Source organism: Acetobacter thailandicus, assembly GCF_011516655.1.
In the GTDB taxonomy this organism is placed as follows: domain Bacteria; phylum Pseudomonadota; class Alphaproteobacteria; order Acetobacterales; family Acetobacteraceae; genus Acetobacter; species Acetobacter thailandicus.
The window spans coordinates 1-14,441 of the sequence record NZ_WOSV01000007.1 but is presented as its reverse complement, the minus strand read 5'-3'; the positions used below and the strand labels follow the sequence as shown (position 1 = coordinate 14,441).

Annotated in this window: 11 protein-coding genes and 4 pseudogenes; 8 read left to right on the top strand and 7 right to left on the bottom strand. The window is 48.2% G+C overall.

All coding sequences use genetic code 11. From position 1 onward, the window contains the following. Positions 1-80 precede the first annotated feature (80 nt). Both GOB58_RS09620 and GOB58_RS09615 read left to right on the top strand, forming a co-directional pair. The gene (locus tag GOB58_RS09620) at positions 81-953 is read left to right on the top strand and encodes a TauD/TfdA dioxygenase family protein (protein WP_173560048.1); all 873 of its coding nucleotides are present in this window, start codon (positions 81-83) and stop codon (positions 951-953) included. Between the two features lie 59 nt (positions 954-1,012). Continuing rightward, the gene (locus tag GOB58_RS09615; RefSeq protein WP_173560047.1) at positions 1,013-1,498 is read left to right on the top strand and encodes a VOC family protein; all 486 of its coding nucleotides are present in this window, start codon (positions 1,013-1,015) and stop codon (positions 1,496-1,498) included. 473 nt (positions 1,499-1,971) lie between these two features. Here GOB58_RS09615 and GOB58_RS09610 read toward each other — a convergent pair. The 4 genes and pseudogenes from GOB58_RS09610 to GOB58_RS09595 form a co-directional block, all read right to left on the bottom strand. Continuing rightward, a pseudogene (locus GOB58_RS09610) lies at positions 1,972-2,099 on the bottom strand (IS6 family transposase); the annotation flags it as partial. Between the two features lie 116 nt (positions 2,100-2,215). Then, the gene (gene mgrA / locus GOB58_RS09605; RefSeq protein ID WP_173560046.1) at positions 2,216-3,214 is read right to left on the bottom strand and encodes an L-glyceraldehyde 3-phosphate reductase; all 999 of its coding nucleotides are present in this window, start codon (positions 3,212-3,214) and stop codon (positions 2,216-2,218) included. 39 nt (positions 3,215-3,253) lie between these two features. Continuing rightward, complete coding sequence (locus tag GOB58_RS09600; protein ID WP_173560045.1) at positions 3,254-4,501, bottom strand: MFS transporter; 1,248 nt, start codon at positions 4,499-4,501, stop codon at positions 3,254-3,256. A 3-nt stretch (positions 4,502-4,504) separates the two neighbouring features. Further along, on the bottom strand, positions 4,505-6,796 hold the full coding sequence (locus GOB58_RS09595; protein WP_233127554.1) for a TonB-dependent receptor: 2,292 nt from the start codon (positions 6,794-6,796) through the stop codon (positions 4,505-4,507). A gap of 321 nt (positions 6,797-7,117) precedes the next feature. On the opposite strand from GOB58_RS09595, the gene GOB58_RS09590 reads away from it, so the two are divergent. The 3 genes and pseudogenes from GOB58_RS09590 to GOB58_RS09580 form a co-directional block, all read left to right on the top strand. After that, on the top strand, positions 7,118-8,074 hold the full coding sequence (locus GOB58_RS09590; protein ID WP_173560044.1) for a TauD/TfdA dioxygenase family protein: 957 nt from the start codon (positions 7,118-7,120) through the stop codon (positions 8,072-8,074). 107 nt (positions 8,075-8,181) lie between these two features. Then, positions 8,182-8,328, top strand: a pseudogene (locus GOB58_RS09585) (IS6 family transposase); the annotation flags it as partial. Beyond that, positions 8,317-8,524: pseudogene (locus GOB58_RS09580) on the top strand (IS5/IS1182 family transposase); the annotation flags it as partial. The pseudogenes GOB58_RS09585 and GOB58_RS09580, both read left to right, overlap by 12 nt. On the opposite strand, the gene GOB58_RS09575 reads toward GOB58_RS09580, so the two are convergent. After that, entirely contained in the window at positions 8,487-8,690 is a 204-nt protein-coding gene (locus GOB58_RS09575) for a DUF6538 domain-containing protein (protein ID WP_242005311.1), read from the bottom strand. The pseudogene GOB58_RS09580 and the gene GOB58_RS09575 sit on opposite strands and share 38 nt — an antisense overlap. A gap of 363 nt (positions 8,691-9,053) precedes the next feature. On the opposite strand from GOB58_RS09575, the gene GOB58_RS09570 reads away from it, so the two are divergent. Beyond that, positions 9,054-9,839 (top strand): toll/interleukin-1 receptor domain-containing protein, encoded by a 786-nt coding sequence (locus tag GOB58_RS09570; RefSeq protein ID WP_173560043.1) that lies wholly within the window; start codon positions 9,054-9,056, stop codon positions 9,837-9,839. A 183-nt stretch (positions 9,840-10,022) separates the two neighbouring features. Here GOB58_RS09570 and GOB58_RS09565 read toward each other — a convergent pair whose 3' ends face one another. Both GOB58_RS09565 and GOB58_RS09560 read right to left on the bottom strand, forming a co-directional pair. Continuing rightward, positions 10,023-11,396 (bottom strand): tyrosine-type recombinase/integrase, encoded by a 1,374-nt coding sequence (locus GOB58_RS09565; RefSeq protein WP_173560042.1) that lies wholly within the window; start codon positions 11,394-11,396, stop codon positions 10,023-10,025. 310 nt (positions 11,397-11,706) lie between these two features. Beyond that, positions 11,707-11,966 (bottom strand): annotated as a pseudogene (locus GOB58_RS09560) (IS5/IS1182 family transposase); the annotation flags it as partial. On the opposite strand from GOB58_RS09560, the gene GOB58_RS13360 reads away from it, so the two are divergent. Together GOB58_RS13360 and GOB58_RS09550 are read left to right on the top strand one after the other, a co-directional pair. After that, positions 11,931-12,299 carry a zinc-binding dehydrogenase gene (locus GOB58_RS13360; RefSeq protein ID WP_173560123.1) on the top strand — a complete coding sequence of 123 codons (369 nt, stop codon included), beginning with the start codon at positions 11,931-11,933 and terminating at the stop codon, positions 12,297-12,299. The pseudogene GOB58_RS09560 and the gene GOB58_RS13360 sit on opposite strands and share 36 nt — an antisense overlap. A gap of 180 nt (positions 12,300-12,479) precedes the next feature. Next, positions 12,480-14,138: an acetolactate synthase large subunit gene (locus GOB58_RS09550; RefSeq protein WP_173560041.1), complete on the top strand. Its 1,659-nt coding sequence runs from the start codon at positions 12,480-12,482 to the stop codon at positions 14,136-14,138. Positions 14,139-14,441 lie beyond the last annotated feature (303 nt).

Here is a 14,441-nt window from a genome sequence, read left to right as displayed (position 1 = left end):
AGTCGATATCGAAACAATGTCTAGATCGAAATGAATGCAGTGAAACGATGTCACTGTTAGACTCAGAGGAGAAACAGAGGATGACGGATACAGCGGCGCTTCAGGCGTCCCTTCACATCGTTCCACTTAAACCGGTCTCAGGTTTTGGTGCTGAAGTAAAAAATCTCGATATATCGAAGGCTGATAACGCTACTCTTGATACTGTAACAGATGCTTTCAACCGGCATGGAGCATTGTTATTGAGAGGCCAGAGCCTCGACCCCGATGGTCTTATGCGTTTTATTCGTCGTGTTGGCACACCTGAAGGGCACACTATTAAAGACTTTACCCTACCAGATTTTCCCGAAATTTATGTCCTTTCAAACCGAATAACTGATGGACGACCAATCGGGGCTCATAATGATGGTGTAGGCTGGCACACGGATTATTCTTATAAAGAAGAGCCTGTCATGAGTACAATGCTGTATGCAGTTGAAGTGCCTGAGGAAGGCAGTGACACGCTTATTGCAGATGGTGTTGCTGCATATAACGCTCTGCCGGAAGAGAAGCGTAATGCACTTAAAAAACTCAGACTGCATCACTCTTATCGTCATTTTATGGAAACACGTGAACATCAGAGACGTAAGCTTACAGCTCAGCAAATTCGCGATAATCCCGATGTAGTTCATCCCCTGATTCGAAAACACCCAACAGACGGACGATATGCACTCTGGCCATCTACAGGAACTGTAACAGAAATTATAGGGCATGATGATCCAGCTGACCTTTCTCTGCTTGATGAACTGATTGAGTTTATGACGGCTGAAAAGTTTGTTTACCGTCATAAATGGCAGGTGGGTGACCTTTTAATGTGGGATAACCGGTGCACATTGCACACCGGAACTTTGTTTGACGATACGAAATATATTCGCACGATGCACCGTCTCTGGGTGCAGGGTGATCGTCCTTACTGAAACAGTAATTTTAATACTCGTTTCGTTACGCCTGATGAATTGACCTATGGATATACTGCATGACTGATACTCTTATTTTTGTTGATATTCCTGCTGATGACCCATCAGCTGCGGCAGCTTTTTATGCTGAAGTTTTTGGGTGGCGTAATGACCCGAAGCCCGAAGGGCTTTACCATCGTATGGTACCGGGTGGACAATTTATGAACCCAGATGGCACAGAAAGTCTGATTGGTAATTTACACATTGGTATTTTTAAAGCTGATAATGCCAGGCCACACCCCGATGCAGGCGGAACAGAGCCAAAGATTATAGCTCAGAGTGGGCGTAAGCCTCGTATATGGCTGCTGATAGGAGATGATGATACAGCTGAACGCATTCTTACGGCAGCCTGTGCTCGTGGAGCTAAAGAATTATGGCGCGATCACTATTGGTCAACGTTTAATGGATACAACCATGCTTTTATGGATCCATGGGGTAATGAAATTATCCTCTGGGGAAAAGCAGGGCAACATCCTGATATTCCTGATAGTTACACACGCGAATAAAGGCCATTTTTCTGGAATCTAACGAATAATTTTACATAATATGTAAAAAATAAAGGGTGAAAAAACCTGCTAAGTATGTGATCCGTTACGGTATTGCATGGCGGGTGATGCCGAGCGATCTTCCGCCGTGGACTCCGATTTACCAGCAATCCCGGCGCCCGATGGGCGTTATAACCTCGACCGGAGCTGCGTTCGGGAAAGCGGATCGATCTCGCTTCCTCTCGCAACTTGATACGTTGTTTGTGAGAGCTCGCGAGCTGTGATGTGGCCGGAATACTGACTGATGCGTTGCGGTCTGTTTGAAATTCCAGACGGGATGTCCGGTTTCAGGGTAGCTGGATGAGCCCTTGAGTGACTTAAATGAGGGCGGAAACGGTTATTAAATGAAACCTTATATTGCTGCTCCTTAGAGGGTCAACGGGGGAAGGATTTCCCCCTTGCCAGCTGCGCGAAAGGCCCGGGCGTTTCCATTACCAGTGCAGGCGCTTTTCCATCGCGGGTGCGTAGCACTGAACCCAGCGGTAAATCGTGGAGTGATCAACACTTACCCCGCGTTTGCAGAGCATAGTTTCCAGATTCCGTAGCGGCAATACCAATGAACCGTCCTCTGAAATCACTCATTTGACATGTCCCGTTCCAAAACCAGAAACGTTTTCAATCATGAAAGCCAACCTTGCAACAGGGCTATTGCAGAAATCTTTTAAAATCAGGAAGTTTTCAGATCTCTGCATGTGCAGTCAGTTCATCTATTCTGGCAAGCTCATTTGTTTCAAATGTCAGGTTATTTAAAGCTTCAAGTGTCTCATCCAGCTGCTGTGTATTGCGTGCTCCGACAATAGCTGATGTCACACGTGCATCACGCAGCGTCCAGGCGACAGCCATTTGTGCCAGACTTTGCCCACGGTTTTGTGCAATGGCATCCAGCCCTCGTACGGTCTCAATGAGCCGGGGGGTAATCGCCGCCTGATCGAGAAAGCGGCTGCGCGCTGCACGTGAATCAGTCGGGATACCTTCAAGATATTTACGGGTTAGTAACCCCTGAGCAAGCGGTGAGAAAATAACGCATCCTGTACCCAGCTCATCAAGGGTGGGGAGCAGGTCGGTTTCAATTGTACGATTAAGGAGGGAGTAAGCCGGCTGATGCACCAGGAGAGGAACGCCGGCTTCACGCAGAATAGTCTCTGCTTCGCGGGTTGAAGGGGCATCATAAGATGAAATGCCGACATATAAGGCTTTCCCCTGTTTGTAAGCATGAATGAGTGCACCCATGGTTTCTGCAAGTGGTACATCGGGTGTAGGACGGTGTGAGTAAAAAATATCAACATAATCAAGGCCCATCCGCTTCAGGCTCTGATCAAGTGATGATAAAAGATACTTGCGTGAGCCGCCATTGCCATACGGGCCTGACCACATATCCCATCCGGCTTTTGTGGTGATGATCAGCTCATCTCTGTGGGGGGACAGATCTTTATGCAGAATCCGCCCGAAATTTTCTTCAGCCGAACCATATGGTGTGCCGTAGTTATTGGCGAGATCAAAATGAGTGATCCCTCTGTCAAAGGCACGTCTGACAGTAGCCCGGCCTGTGGCGAATGCATCTGTATCACCAAAATTATGCCATAACCCCAGAGAAATACGTGGCAGATCAAGCCCTGAGCGACCACATCGCTGAAATGTTGCATTGTCATAACGCGCAGGCGAAGCAAGCCAGTTCATAATTTCTTTCAGTCCTTATTCCGGTGAATAGTAAAAAATTTACGCAACAGCGTAGTGGGTTCTCTGAGAGGAGGTGAATGTACGTTCAAGCCAGCCTGGCCCTACTCTGACCAGCAGTACACACCAGGCGGCCACGTAAGCCAGGCTGCAACTGCCCAGCAGATAAGGCATGGGCACAAATCCACTAAGCCACAAAATAGTGGCGCCTCCAAGGTTGCCACAAAAAGCACCAATGCCAATGACACGACCTACCAGGCCAGCTGGTAGCCAGTCAGTCACAAGACCGAACAAATTGCTCGAAAATACCTGATGTGCCATGAGCGCCGTTGTCAGCAAAATCAGTCCGAGAGGCAGAGAGCTTGTGAAAAATACAAACATCATTGGTATAACACATAGTGCTGCAGTGCCCATTACGATACGTCGGGCTTTTTCTGCTGAGCCGGTATAAGGTCTTAATATTCCTGGCAGAACGCCACCTATAAATGCTCCGGTTCCGGCTCCGACATATACCGTTCCTGATGCGCTGCCCATAGCGCGCAGGCTCAGGCCAAAATGAGTGTGAAAAATATCAGGTAGCCAGAAGAGGAGCAGCCACCAGGTTGCATCAGATAAAACTTTGCATACTGAAAAGGCGATAATAACCCGACGCACCGGCGGAGCTGATAAATGCTCTTTTTTTAAAGGGTGGCTTTCGGTGTGAGACTGAAGCATCACAGATGGCCCGCGTAGCAACCAGCATACGGCAAGCCCAAGCCCAATGATACCAAGCCCGACCACGAGTGCGCGCCAGCCAGCCCATGGCAGTAAGAAAGCAACAAGAACCGGTGTTAAAACAGCTGCAAAATTAGGCGCAGCGTTTAAGGTGCCGATTACTCTGCCGCGTTCAGAGCGGGGAAACGCAGAGGCTATAAATTTCATCATGCTTGGGGTGCCGGCTCCTTCAAATGCACCGAGACCTGCACGTATTAAAATAAAATCCAGCACCGAAAACGCTACGGCATGCAGGGCTGTCAGCAGGCTCCACCCGGTTAATGCCGCACCAAGTGTACGCCTGGGACCAAACCAGTCAACCAGCCACCCTGCGGCCAGCAGACTGAAAGCGGCTGCAACCTGTGTCCATGTTGAAATGGCAGCGTAATCACGTGCTGACCAGCCAAATGTCTGATCAAGAACCGGTTTGATAAGGGCAATAATCTGCCGGTCGGCAGCAGCCACGCCGATAATCAGGCACAGCAGCGTTGTTATGAACAAACCGGAAAAAGGGCGCTGTGAAGGAGCTGCTGACATTGTCTAAAAGTCCTTATGCAGTACAAAGCCACCATAACGACCGTAATCACGTGGAATAGAGCTGACCACACCACCAAGAGCGCCATACGCCATGTAAGAATTGTAGTGCGTGTTCAGGGCATTACGCATGATAAGTGAGAGTTGAAGTCTGAGCTTTTTATCCTCAATCGTGGTGCTCATATTCCAGATCCCATATGCTTTTTGCACAGTGTCTGGTGTTTCGGTCAGAGCATACTGAGTGCGGCTTTGCCATGTGTAATCGCTGTTAAACGAGAGGTTAAATCGCTCAGTCAGTGGTTGTGTATAATTAGCGTTAAGAACAAATTTCCAGCGAGGAGCGAAGGGTAAGGGCTGACCATTTACGTTGCACGATGCCGGCGAACCCGCCGGGCAGTTAAATTTATCAACCACAGCGTAGGTATAAGCAAAATTGCCGCCCAGTGTCAGTTTTTGTGTTGCCCGTACTGTAATATCGCCTTCAACCCCTTTTGATGAAACCGAACCGGCATTAATCATGCGGTACACAGTGCCACCAGCAACATTATCAAGAAAATTAGCCTGATAATTGGAGAAATTTTCAATAAAAGCTGCAAAGTTAGCTGTAATGCGCCGGTGGAGAAACTGTGATTTCAGACCCAGTTCAAAGCTGTCATTCTGCTCAGGTTTCAGGACCTTTGCATCTGTTGCCTGCATATTGAAAAATGCATTATAAGCTGGCCCCTTATACCCATGTGAGTAGGTAAAATAAGCGTGGATATTAGACTGGATATCATATTGCAGGCCGATACGGTCACCATAGCCGTTATGAGAAGATCCGCCGGATGACGCATAGGATGGGCGAATACCTGTAACTGCTACGGGAGAGCTGGAAACGCGCCGCATATAGTAAGACAAATCATCGCGCAGCAATCGCAGGCCAAGAATAGCGCGGAATTTTTTTGTAAAATTCAGATTACCTTCTGCAAACAATGCGTAGTTGTTATTGGTAATGCCATAATGTGACTGACCGTAAGCTGTGTGGTGTCCGTTTTCAGACAAATCACGGCTATAAACTTCGCGGTCAACGCCGTGCAGATAATAAAAACCGGCAACATAATCAAAAAAGTGACCACGCGGTGATGCAATGCGCAGTTCTTCTGATGCCTGCCAGAAGTTGAGTTTTCCGTTGTCACGCACCTCAGGCAAAGTGGCATGTACTCCCGCCAGGCCATCATAATCCTGGTCCTGAATGTTCTGCCAGCGACGATAAGCTGAGATCGATGTCAGCTTATATCCCCGCCCCAGATCACGGTCGATGGTTGTTGAAAAACCGCCGGTATGATCAACCGAACGGCTTTGTGTATTATTACTGACCGAAGTATTATTTTTGGATGGTGTGACACCCTCACTTGCCAGTGCGGCAGCCAGAGCTGGATTGCGTGTTATTGTATTTGTTGGATAAGCCACCTGATTAGTTGAGGTGTAAACACCGGTTGGTACCAGGTCATTTTGGTACATATAGTCAAGGTTAAACAAAACCTGAGTGGCGTCATCAGGTGTCCACAGCAGTTTGGTGCGGGCACCACGGTGCTCATAACCGTTAACGGTGGTATTATTGGCTATATTTTTAACATTGCCATCAAAACCGCCGACGAGAACTGAAGCGTTTGCAATCAGTTTTGAAGGTATTAATGTGCCGGATACGCCGCCGGTCAGGCGATATTCGTTGCCTGAAAAATAAGATGATTCTGCAAATGCGTGAAAGTCAGAAGTGGGTTTGCGGGTTACAATATTTATTGCGCCTGCTGAAGCATTTTTACCAAAAAGGGTGCCCTGGGGGCCGCGTAAAACCTCAACATGGTCGAGGTCAAGAATGTCGGCAGTAGCCTGCCCCGGGCGCGCCAGTACAACACCGTCAAGCACGGTGGATACAGAGGGTTCAACCCCGGGAGAGGTAGCAATTGTACCAATACCCCTTACAAAAGTTGCTCTGTCTTTAGATGATGAGTTTGTACGAAAATTTGCTGAAGGGATGAATTCAAAAATCCCCTGCAAATCATGAACATTATCGCGGGTTGCCTGCCTGGCTGTGTAGACAGAGGTTGCCACCGGTACTTTTTGCAAAGGTTCGCTGCGTCGCCGTACGCTCACGGTAATATCTTCGGGCTGAGAAGATTCACTAATTTTATGTTCAGCCGGGGGATGCTTTTTATCTGCACTCTGCGCCTGTGCTGCAGCTGCAGCCATAGCGCACCCCAGAGACGTCATCGAAATATTTAAGGCAATCCGACGCAGATTCGATGACAGGGGGGGCATACTCACATTCCACTAATTAAAATGTTATATTAATGATCGAAAACACAAATTACGATCTTTTTCGTTATCATTAATAAAATTAAACTAGTCAACAGAGTCATTTTTAAATTATCTTTATATTTAACGATAACATATGGTTTTATATGTCGGTTCCATATAGGGTGAAGCTAAGAGATTCCATATTTTTTGATCATGATAACCGGAGGAAAATTCTAAAAATAATCAATAAAAACATAATGATAAAATTTAAATAATTGAATTTTATCATAAGGTTCTTAATTCAACTAAAAATTAAAGTTATTAATAATTAAGGGAATGAAGATGTCTGTAAGCAGTCTGAATGGAGCAGGGGCGCCATTTGTCACGAAAATTGGTGGGAGAATTGGTGCTCTTATAAGTGGCATCACACTCTCTCCTGATCTTGATGCTGCGAGCATTAAGTTCATCTATGACGCGATGCTTGAACATAAGGTTATTTTTTTTCGTAACCAGTCACTGACGAGCTTACAGCAGGAAGAACTGGGTGCGTTATTTGGCTCTCTTGTGCCGCACCCGACAGTTTCGAGTGCAAGTGGTACAAAACATATTTTTGAGCTTAAGGCGCGCAAAGGGCGTGCTGCCAATACCTGGCATGCAGATATGACTTTCATGGAAAGTTTTCCAAAAGCTTCTATTCTACGCTGCATTAAACCGTCGGTTTATGGTGGTTCAACTTTGTGGGCAAATACAGCGACGGCTTATAGTTCTCTGCCTTTACCTTTGCAGGAATTTGCTGAGAAGCTTTGGGCTGTTCATACAAACAATGAATATGATCATACTGACCTTATTGTTGAACGAGACTGGGAGTTTATACAGTGGCAGGCTAATATCTTTGCAGCTAAAGTATACGAAGCCAAACATCCGATTGTACATATTCATCCCGAAACCGGGGAGAAATGTTTGCTACTAGGGCAGTTTGTTAAACGACTGGTTGATTTTAACCTGCCGGACTCCCGTGCTGTTCTTGAACTTTTACAGTCTCATGTTACACGCCCTGAGAATACACTTACCTGGCACTGGCAGGCCGGTGATATTGCTATGTGGGATAACAGAGCGACAGAGCACCGGGCTATCGCTGATTTCGACTATGAAGAGCGCGAACTGCAGCGTGTCACCCTTTCTGGGGGAACCCCTGTCAGCGTTAGTGGTGAGCATAGTTATCAGCTGATTAATGGTCAGACTAATCCGATCTGGTTATCAGATAAAACCGGCGCATGGACTGTGAGAGATCAGGTATAATATTTCTGGCCTTGTCGCAAAGTTGGTTTTCATGACTGAAAGCGTTTCTGGTGTTGGAACGTGACATGTCAGATGAGTGATTTCAGGGGCGGCATTTTCGGGGTGAGATAATCCTGTGGGTGGTTCGTTGGTGTTGCAGCTACGGGATTAGTTACCGGAATCTGGAAACTATGCTCTGCGAACGCGGGGTAAGTGTTAATCACTCCACGATTGACCGCTGGGTTCAGCGCTGCGCACCCGGGATGGAAAAGCGCCTGCTGGATAAAACCAATACAGCCTATCGCTCAAAAGCCAATGAGGATTTCATGGAAAAAAAAAGGGGGGGGCTTTGTCTCAAAGGTTCACAGGAAAAATCCTGACCTCAAGCCTATGTCCCGCCATATCCAGAGATCCAACGCAGGGAAGCCCGTGATCAGATCTCGCGTCGAGCATGTCTTTGCCTTCTCAAAAAGAAAAGTGCGCCGGTGCGGGTGTAAAGGGCTGCTGCCCGTTCACGGGCTACCAGCTTACTCTGAGTGTGCAGCGAGAGAGAAATTTCGGTTCGGCCCAGTCGGGCCTGAACGGCAACGGGTACAGCCCGGCGGAAGTGGTAGTGAGAGCCGATAAGGCGAAGCATGACGAGTTCCCGGTCCGGGAAGATAAACGGGAAAATCCCGCAGACCCGTCAAATCCTCATTTTACTGTTATATTTCAATTGATTAGTGGTGCGAACTGCGGGACTTGAACCCGCTCGCTTGGGTCGCAACCAATCAGACAACCCATTGAAACAGAAGGATAATTTCAGATGGAATTATCCTTCACATGGTGACTGCGGGTTCACTCTGCGGGCAAACAAGTGGGGCAGTCAAGAATCTAATTAATTACAAAATAGATTATTGGAGGAAAGTTTTCTCACATAAAGAATATATAAATTTCGTCGTGACGCGCACCAAAAAATGTATACATTTTGACTTGAGATAATTGTCGATGTGGAGTGAAAATGCCAAAGGTTTTTATTAGTCATATTACTAGAGAAAATAAGATTGCATCTTCCTTAAAAACTGAAATAGAGGATTCATTGCTTGGTGGGGTGCAAGTTTTCCAATCTAGCGATCCTAGCTCTATTAGTATGGGGGATAATTGGTTAAATGTTATCGATCAAAATCTCAATAGTTGTGATGCATTGATCCTACTTGTTAGTCCTGAAAGTGTGGATAGGCCTTGGATTAATTTTGAGTTCGGTGCAGCGTGGGCCCGGCGTATACCTGTCATTCCCATTGTTCATTCTGGAATGACTTTGGGGAAACTACCTATTCCCATGTCTCTTCAGCAAGGTTTTGAGCTAACCAATACACAGGGAATGCAGGGTTTAATAGGGAAGCTAGCGGGGTTAGCTAATCTGCGAGCACCTGTCCGGGATTATGAAAAATTTTGTTCAGACATTAAGAGATTAGAAGATGTTTCATATAAATATAGAGAAGCATTGATAGGAATAAAATCTATAGACGAAGAGGTTTATAAGTTTTTATGTGAATTAAAGGTCGAGGCAGGACAGTTTTTTCCACGAGAATATCCTGAGAGAATTTTTGAAAAAATGCGCGAGAGTTTCGATGCGTTAAAAAGCGGAGGATTTATTGAATATGAATATGGTGGTGTTGGACCAACAGATGCTCGTGGTGTCAGAACGCACGGAATGATAATGAGTACCAGAGGGAACTTCGGTTACTTGGGTGTTTTGGTAAAGCCGTTATTTATTGATCTCAAGAATGAGGTCCAGAAATCTTAGTAACATTTTAATAAGATTTATAGATCGCTTGTGGACCTTAATTTGGTAGTGAATTTAACGGAAAATCAATGCTTCTGGTATTTATATAAATTTTGATTTTGTACATTGGAGGAGGTCAACGGGGGAGGTTTCTCCCCCTTGCCTGCTGTCGAATGGGTAGCCATTCGACACTGCTGGCTCCCTTTAAAACGGTATCTTTTTGAATGCTGTTTCCGGGTAGCTTATGGCCTCTATGGTTTGCCTGAGATTGACTGTTGAGATACTGGTCAGATAGGTTGTGGTGCCCTGACTTTTATGAGTTGCTTCATGTCCGAGCAGATGGTCAATCCAGATTTCCCGAATGTCGGCTTTGGCATTCCTGAGTTGGGTCGAGACTGTGTGACGGAACGAGTGGAACGTGATTTCCGCTGGCAGGCCAATACGGGTTTTAAGCAATGAAAACGCCCTGCCAAGAGCTGCGCCCCGGACACCCTGTTTTGAGGTTTCCAGGCCGGGAATGAGGTGGGGGTCGTCAGTTGTCTCTTTAAACGCCAGCACACCGGCTTCAAGGAGTTTTGAATGGACTGGCACCACGCGAGTGCCTGCTTCTGTTTTCGGTGCCCAGCCAGTTTCGGCGTGTGGTCTGACCATAAAGCAGGAGATATCATCGATGATTTGCAGGTCTTCTTTCCGCAGGGTGCAGATTTCACCCAGTCTCATGCCGGTATAGGCAGCAATGAGGGTAACCAGCCGGAAGGTCTGTTCTGGCACGGACGTGCTGTGCCATGACGCAGAAGCCAGCAAAGCCAGTTCTTTTGTCGCCCAGCTCCTGCGTATGGTCTTTTGCCCATTCTCGAAACTCCAGCCAGTCCATGGGTTGCGCGTGACCAGTTCGCGCTGGAGGAGCTGGTTCCACAGGGCGGAGAGGCGCATCATATGGTTTTTAACACTCTTGCCACTCAGGGTTTGTAAACCTTCCTCTCTGGCTCTCTGAGCCTCTTCCTCAAGGGTAAGACTGCTTTTGCGTTTGCCCAGGGATGCAGGCAGTGAAAACAGGAGGTCTCGGAAGGCTCCGGCCTTCTCGCCCCCGATGATGGATACAGGGGCATCGCCAAAGGCTTGCAGGAAGAGGTCTACTGCCCGCTGGGTCGCTTTTTTCGTGTCGGCACTGGCGTGGGGACTATCCAGCACAAAGCGTTTTAAGGCACCCGAGAGCATCAGGGGAGCAGCTTTTTGTGCCAGCGTTTGTTTGTTCTGTTGCTGAGGTTTTGACATCGGTGCTGACACTGGCACAGGCCCTGTTTCCGGCACAGAAAAAGACTGACTGACACTCTGCAGGTCCCGCAGTGCAACCCGCAGTCCCTCAAGCCTGTTTAAAGCGTCTGGTTCAGCCAGCACAGAATGGGCCTGCATGAACAGTTCTGTGGTTCTGGCATGAAGGAGAGACGCGCGTTTACGGGCTTCGTTTTGATAACCAGTTTTCAGAGAAACCCAGATTTCGCGCCGGTTTAAGGCCGTTCGCAGGGCAGGGGGCATGATACGGCGGAAGTGGTAGGTGGTGCCTCGGATACGGAGCATAGAAACTTCCCTCGATGGGGAAGGATGATGGAGCAAAGACAGCTTTTGCCCCTTATTCAGCCGAAAAAACGTGCTGTTTCAGGTGTCTGTGGTGCGAACTGCGGGACTTGAACCTGAACTTACCCGCAGTGACATTTTTCTAACCCCTTGAAACAGCAAAAAGAATACGACGTGCTGTCTTCTGGTTAATGAAACCTCTTTTACCATTGGTTAAACAGTCTGGGAAGTGGAGAGGTTTAAAAACAGAGAGTGGAGCTGTAACTTTATTCGAAATGAGAGGAATGTAACGTGTCTGTTTTTGCTTTTATGCCTTCCATTTGCGGATCAGCCGAAATTTCCGGTCGATGGAAATATGCGATTTATAGCCAAAGAAAGGGATGGTGAGATCCGTAGACGGGATTGTCCCGTCATCCTGACGCTTTGCTTTGGTGAATTACAGCGTCCTTCCCGCATATCGGCTTTCTCAGCGTTGGTATTACTCTGCTTTGGGGCCGCTACCAGTGTAGCGTTCAGGATCTGGCCTGACATGGGGAGATAACCGGCATTCCGCAGGGGCGCATCAAAGCGGTTGATCGATCTGACAGGAAGCTGGAGTTTGCACGCAGTGTAGGAGCGACACATACTATCAACGCACAAAAGGAAGATGCTCCACAGGTTGTCCGAGACATTTCAGGCACTGGGGTTGACTTTGCTTTTGAGATGGCAGGAGCTATCGGCGCGGTGAACATGACCGCGCTGGGAGGCGTTACGACAACAGCTGGCTTACCACCTCGTGGAAAAACACTACCCGTCGATGTCGCGCCACTGGTTGGTCAAGAGAGAATATTACAAGGCAGCTACATGGGGAGTTGCGCGCCATTGAGAGATATTCTGAGATTCATGAGTATGTATCTTGACGGCTGATTGCCTGTTGAGAAGTTGTTGAGCGAAACCATGTCGCTCGAGGATATCAACGAGGGATTCGATAGGCTAATGTCAGGAGAGGTGTTACGATAGGTTATCATTATGTAGCACGAGAGTCGTATATTTTTCGTCTAAATTTGTCGTTTTTTGATTAACCAAGGTCATAAAGAAGAGAGAGAGATGTCAGAGACTGACCACACAGCCGTATCCGATCTGATTGTAAAATGCCTAGAGAATGAAGGTGTAAAATACGTATTCGGTATCCCGGGTGAGGAGAATATCTGGCTTATCCGCTCGGTCGAACGTTCCAGCACCATCCGCTACGTCCTCGTGCGTCACGAGCAGGCCGCCTCCTTCATGGCGGACGCCTATGGCCGCCTAACCGGAAAGGCCGGAGTGTGCTCGGCGACACTTGGTCCGGGCGCTATCAACCTGCTACTCGGCACTGTGAACGCCCAAACATGCAGCGCCCCCCTCGTCGCACTCGCGGCTCAAGTGGGTAAAAACCGGAATTTCAAAGAAAGCCATCAGATCGTCGATCTGGAAGGCATATTCCGGCCCGTGACGAAGTGGTCAAACACAATTACTAGCACTCAAGCCTTACCCGAAACCATCCGGAAGGCCTTCGCCCTCGCACAGGACGGTAGGCCCGGCGCAACATTCGTCGCAGTACCTGAAGATGTAGAAAAGACCCTTTTGTCCGAACTACCGATTCCCCTGAAGATCAGTCGTCCAGGGCGAAGCATGGCAGCCACTTCTGATTTACTCAAGGCTGCTGAACTGCTGAATAACGCCGTCCGCCCCATCGTGCTCTCTGGACACGGCGTAGCACGCGATCATGCGTCGACAGCTCTCGTCGCGCTTGCTGAGCGAGCCAATCTGCCGGTTGCTGTAACCTTCCACGGCAAGGGGACTATTCCCGACAGGCACCCAAATGCGATAGGCACCGTCGGCTTCATGCGACACGACTACGAGAACTTCCCCTTCGATGAAGCAGACGTCATCCTTGCCGTTGGATACGAGTTACAAGAGTTCGATCCGGTCAAGATCAATCCCAATGGTGACAAGATCATCATCCATCTGCACGATTTCGAGCAGGATACCGACAAGTGTTATCAGCCATCACTGTCGTTAATCGGCTCTGTCAGCGATACACTAACGGCGCTTACACCGCATCTCACCATGCACACATCGCGAATTGGTGCTGGTGCACGCCGTCATCGTGAACAGGAACTCAACACAGGCGCAGACGACGACTCATTTCCGCTCAAACCCGCTCGTATCGTCGCCGATATCCGTAAAGCATTAGGGGATGAGGACATCGTCTTTGCCGACACGGGGGCAGCGAAAATGTGGGTCGCACGTCTCTACCCAACCCAGGTAGCCAATACCTGTATCATCTCTAATGGCCTCTCAACCATGGCATTCGCACTGCCGGGTGCCATGGCTGCCAAGCTGGCCTTCCCGAACAAACGCGTACTTGCTTCTATGGGGGATGCTGCATTCCTGATGAACAGTCAAGAGATCGAAACCGCATTGCGCGAAAATATTCCCCTGACCGTCCTCATTTGGCTCGACGATGCCTATGGCCTAATCAAGTGGAAGATGGAGATGGAACTCAAGGAGCACAAGCAGGTCGACTTCATGAACCCTGACTTTTCCGCCTATGCGCGCAGCTTCGGTGCCAAAGGCGTGCACATCAATACCTCGGGCGAACTGCTACCGGCGCTTGAGAGAGCACTCAGCTCCGATGGTGTGACCGTTATCACTTGTCCGGTTGATTACAGTGAGAACATAAAGTTAACCGATCATCTCGCGGCCTTGACATCCATCGCATAAAAACTGGAAATCCTCATCATGGTTGCCAACACCACGAAATTGGTCTCGACCGTTAACACTACGATGAGGCATAATATTGAATACCGTGTTGATGACGCCGTCCTCCAGACGACCTATGGTGGCATCAGCATCAATTTTCATGTCTTCTATCGATAGCACGCTCAGGCCCAGAAGGTCCGTCTCGCAGGCTAGAGTGTGTTATATACTTTCGTGCGTGAGTGTTTCAGAACGGATGGATGAATACTGCACGCAAACCGTATCCGTCTGATGTCAGTGACGAAGAATGGTCTCTGATTATTCCGT

What these genes read in the sequence shown, in the direction of transcription:
- GOB58_RS09620 (WP_173560048.1), top strand. Translation starts at nt 81, where the DNA reads ATGACGGATACAGCGGCGCTTCAGGCGTCCCTTCACATCGTTCCACTT.
- GOB58_RS09615 (WP_173560047.1), top strand. Translation starts at nt 1,013, where the DNA reads ATGACTGATACTCTTATTTTTGTTGATATTCCTGCTGATGACCCATCA.
- mgrA (WP_173560046.1), bottom strand. Translation starts at nt 3,214, where the DNA reads ATGAACTGGCTTGCTTCGCCTGCGCGTTATGACAATGCAACATTTCAG.
- GOB58_RS09600 (WP_173560045.1), bottom strand. Translation starts at nt 4,501, where the DNA reads ATGTCAGCAGCTCCTTCACAGCGCCCTTTTTCCGGTTTGTTCATAACA.
- GOB58_RS09595 (WP_233127554.1), bottom strand. Translation starts at nt 6,796, where the DNA reads ATGCCCCCCCTGTCATCGAATCTGCGTCGGATTGCCTTAAATATTTCG.
- GOB58_RS09590 (WP_173560044.1), top strand. Translation starts at nt 7,118, where the DNA reads ATGTCTGTAAGCAGTCTGAATGGAGCAGGGGCGCCATTTGTCACGAAA.
- GOB58_RS09575 (WP_242005311.1), bottom strand. Translation starts at nt 8,690, where the DNA reads ATGCTTCGCCTTATCGGCTCTCACTACCACTTCCGCCGGGCTGTACCC.
- GOB58_RS09570 (WP_173560043.1), top strand. Translation starts at nt 9,054, where the DNA reads ATGCCAAAGGTTTTTATTAGTCATATTACTAGAGAAAATAAGATTGCA.
- GOB58_RS09565 (WP_173560042.1), bottom strand. Translation starts at nt 11,396, where the DNA reads ATGCTCCGTATCCGAGGCACCACCTACCACTTCCGCCGTATCATGCCC.
- GOB58_RS09550 (WP_173560041.1), top strand. Translation starts at nt 12,480, where the DNA reads ATGTCAGAGACTGACCACACAGCCGTATCCGATCTGATTGTAAAATGC.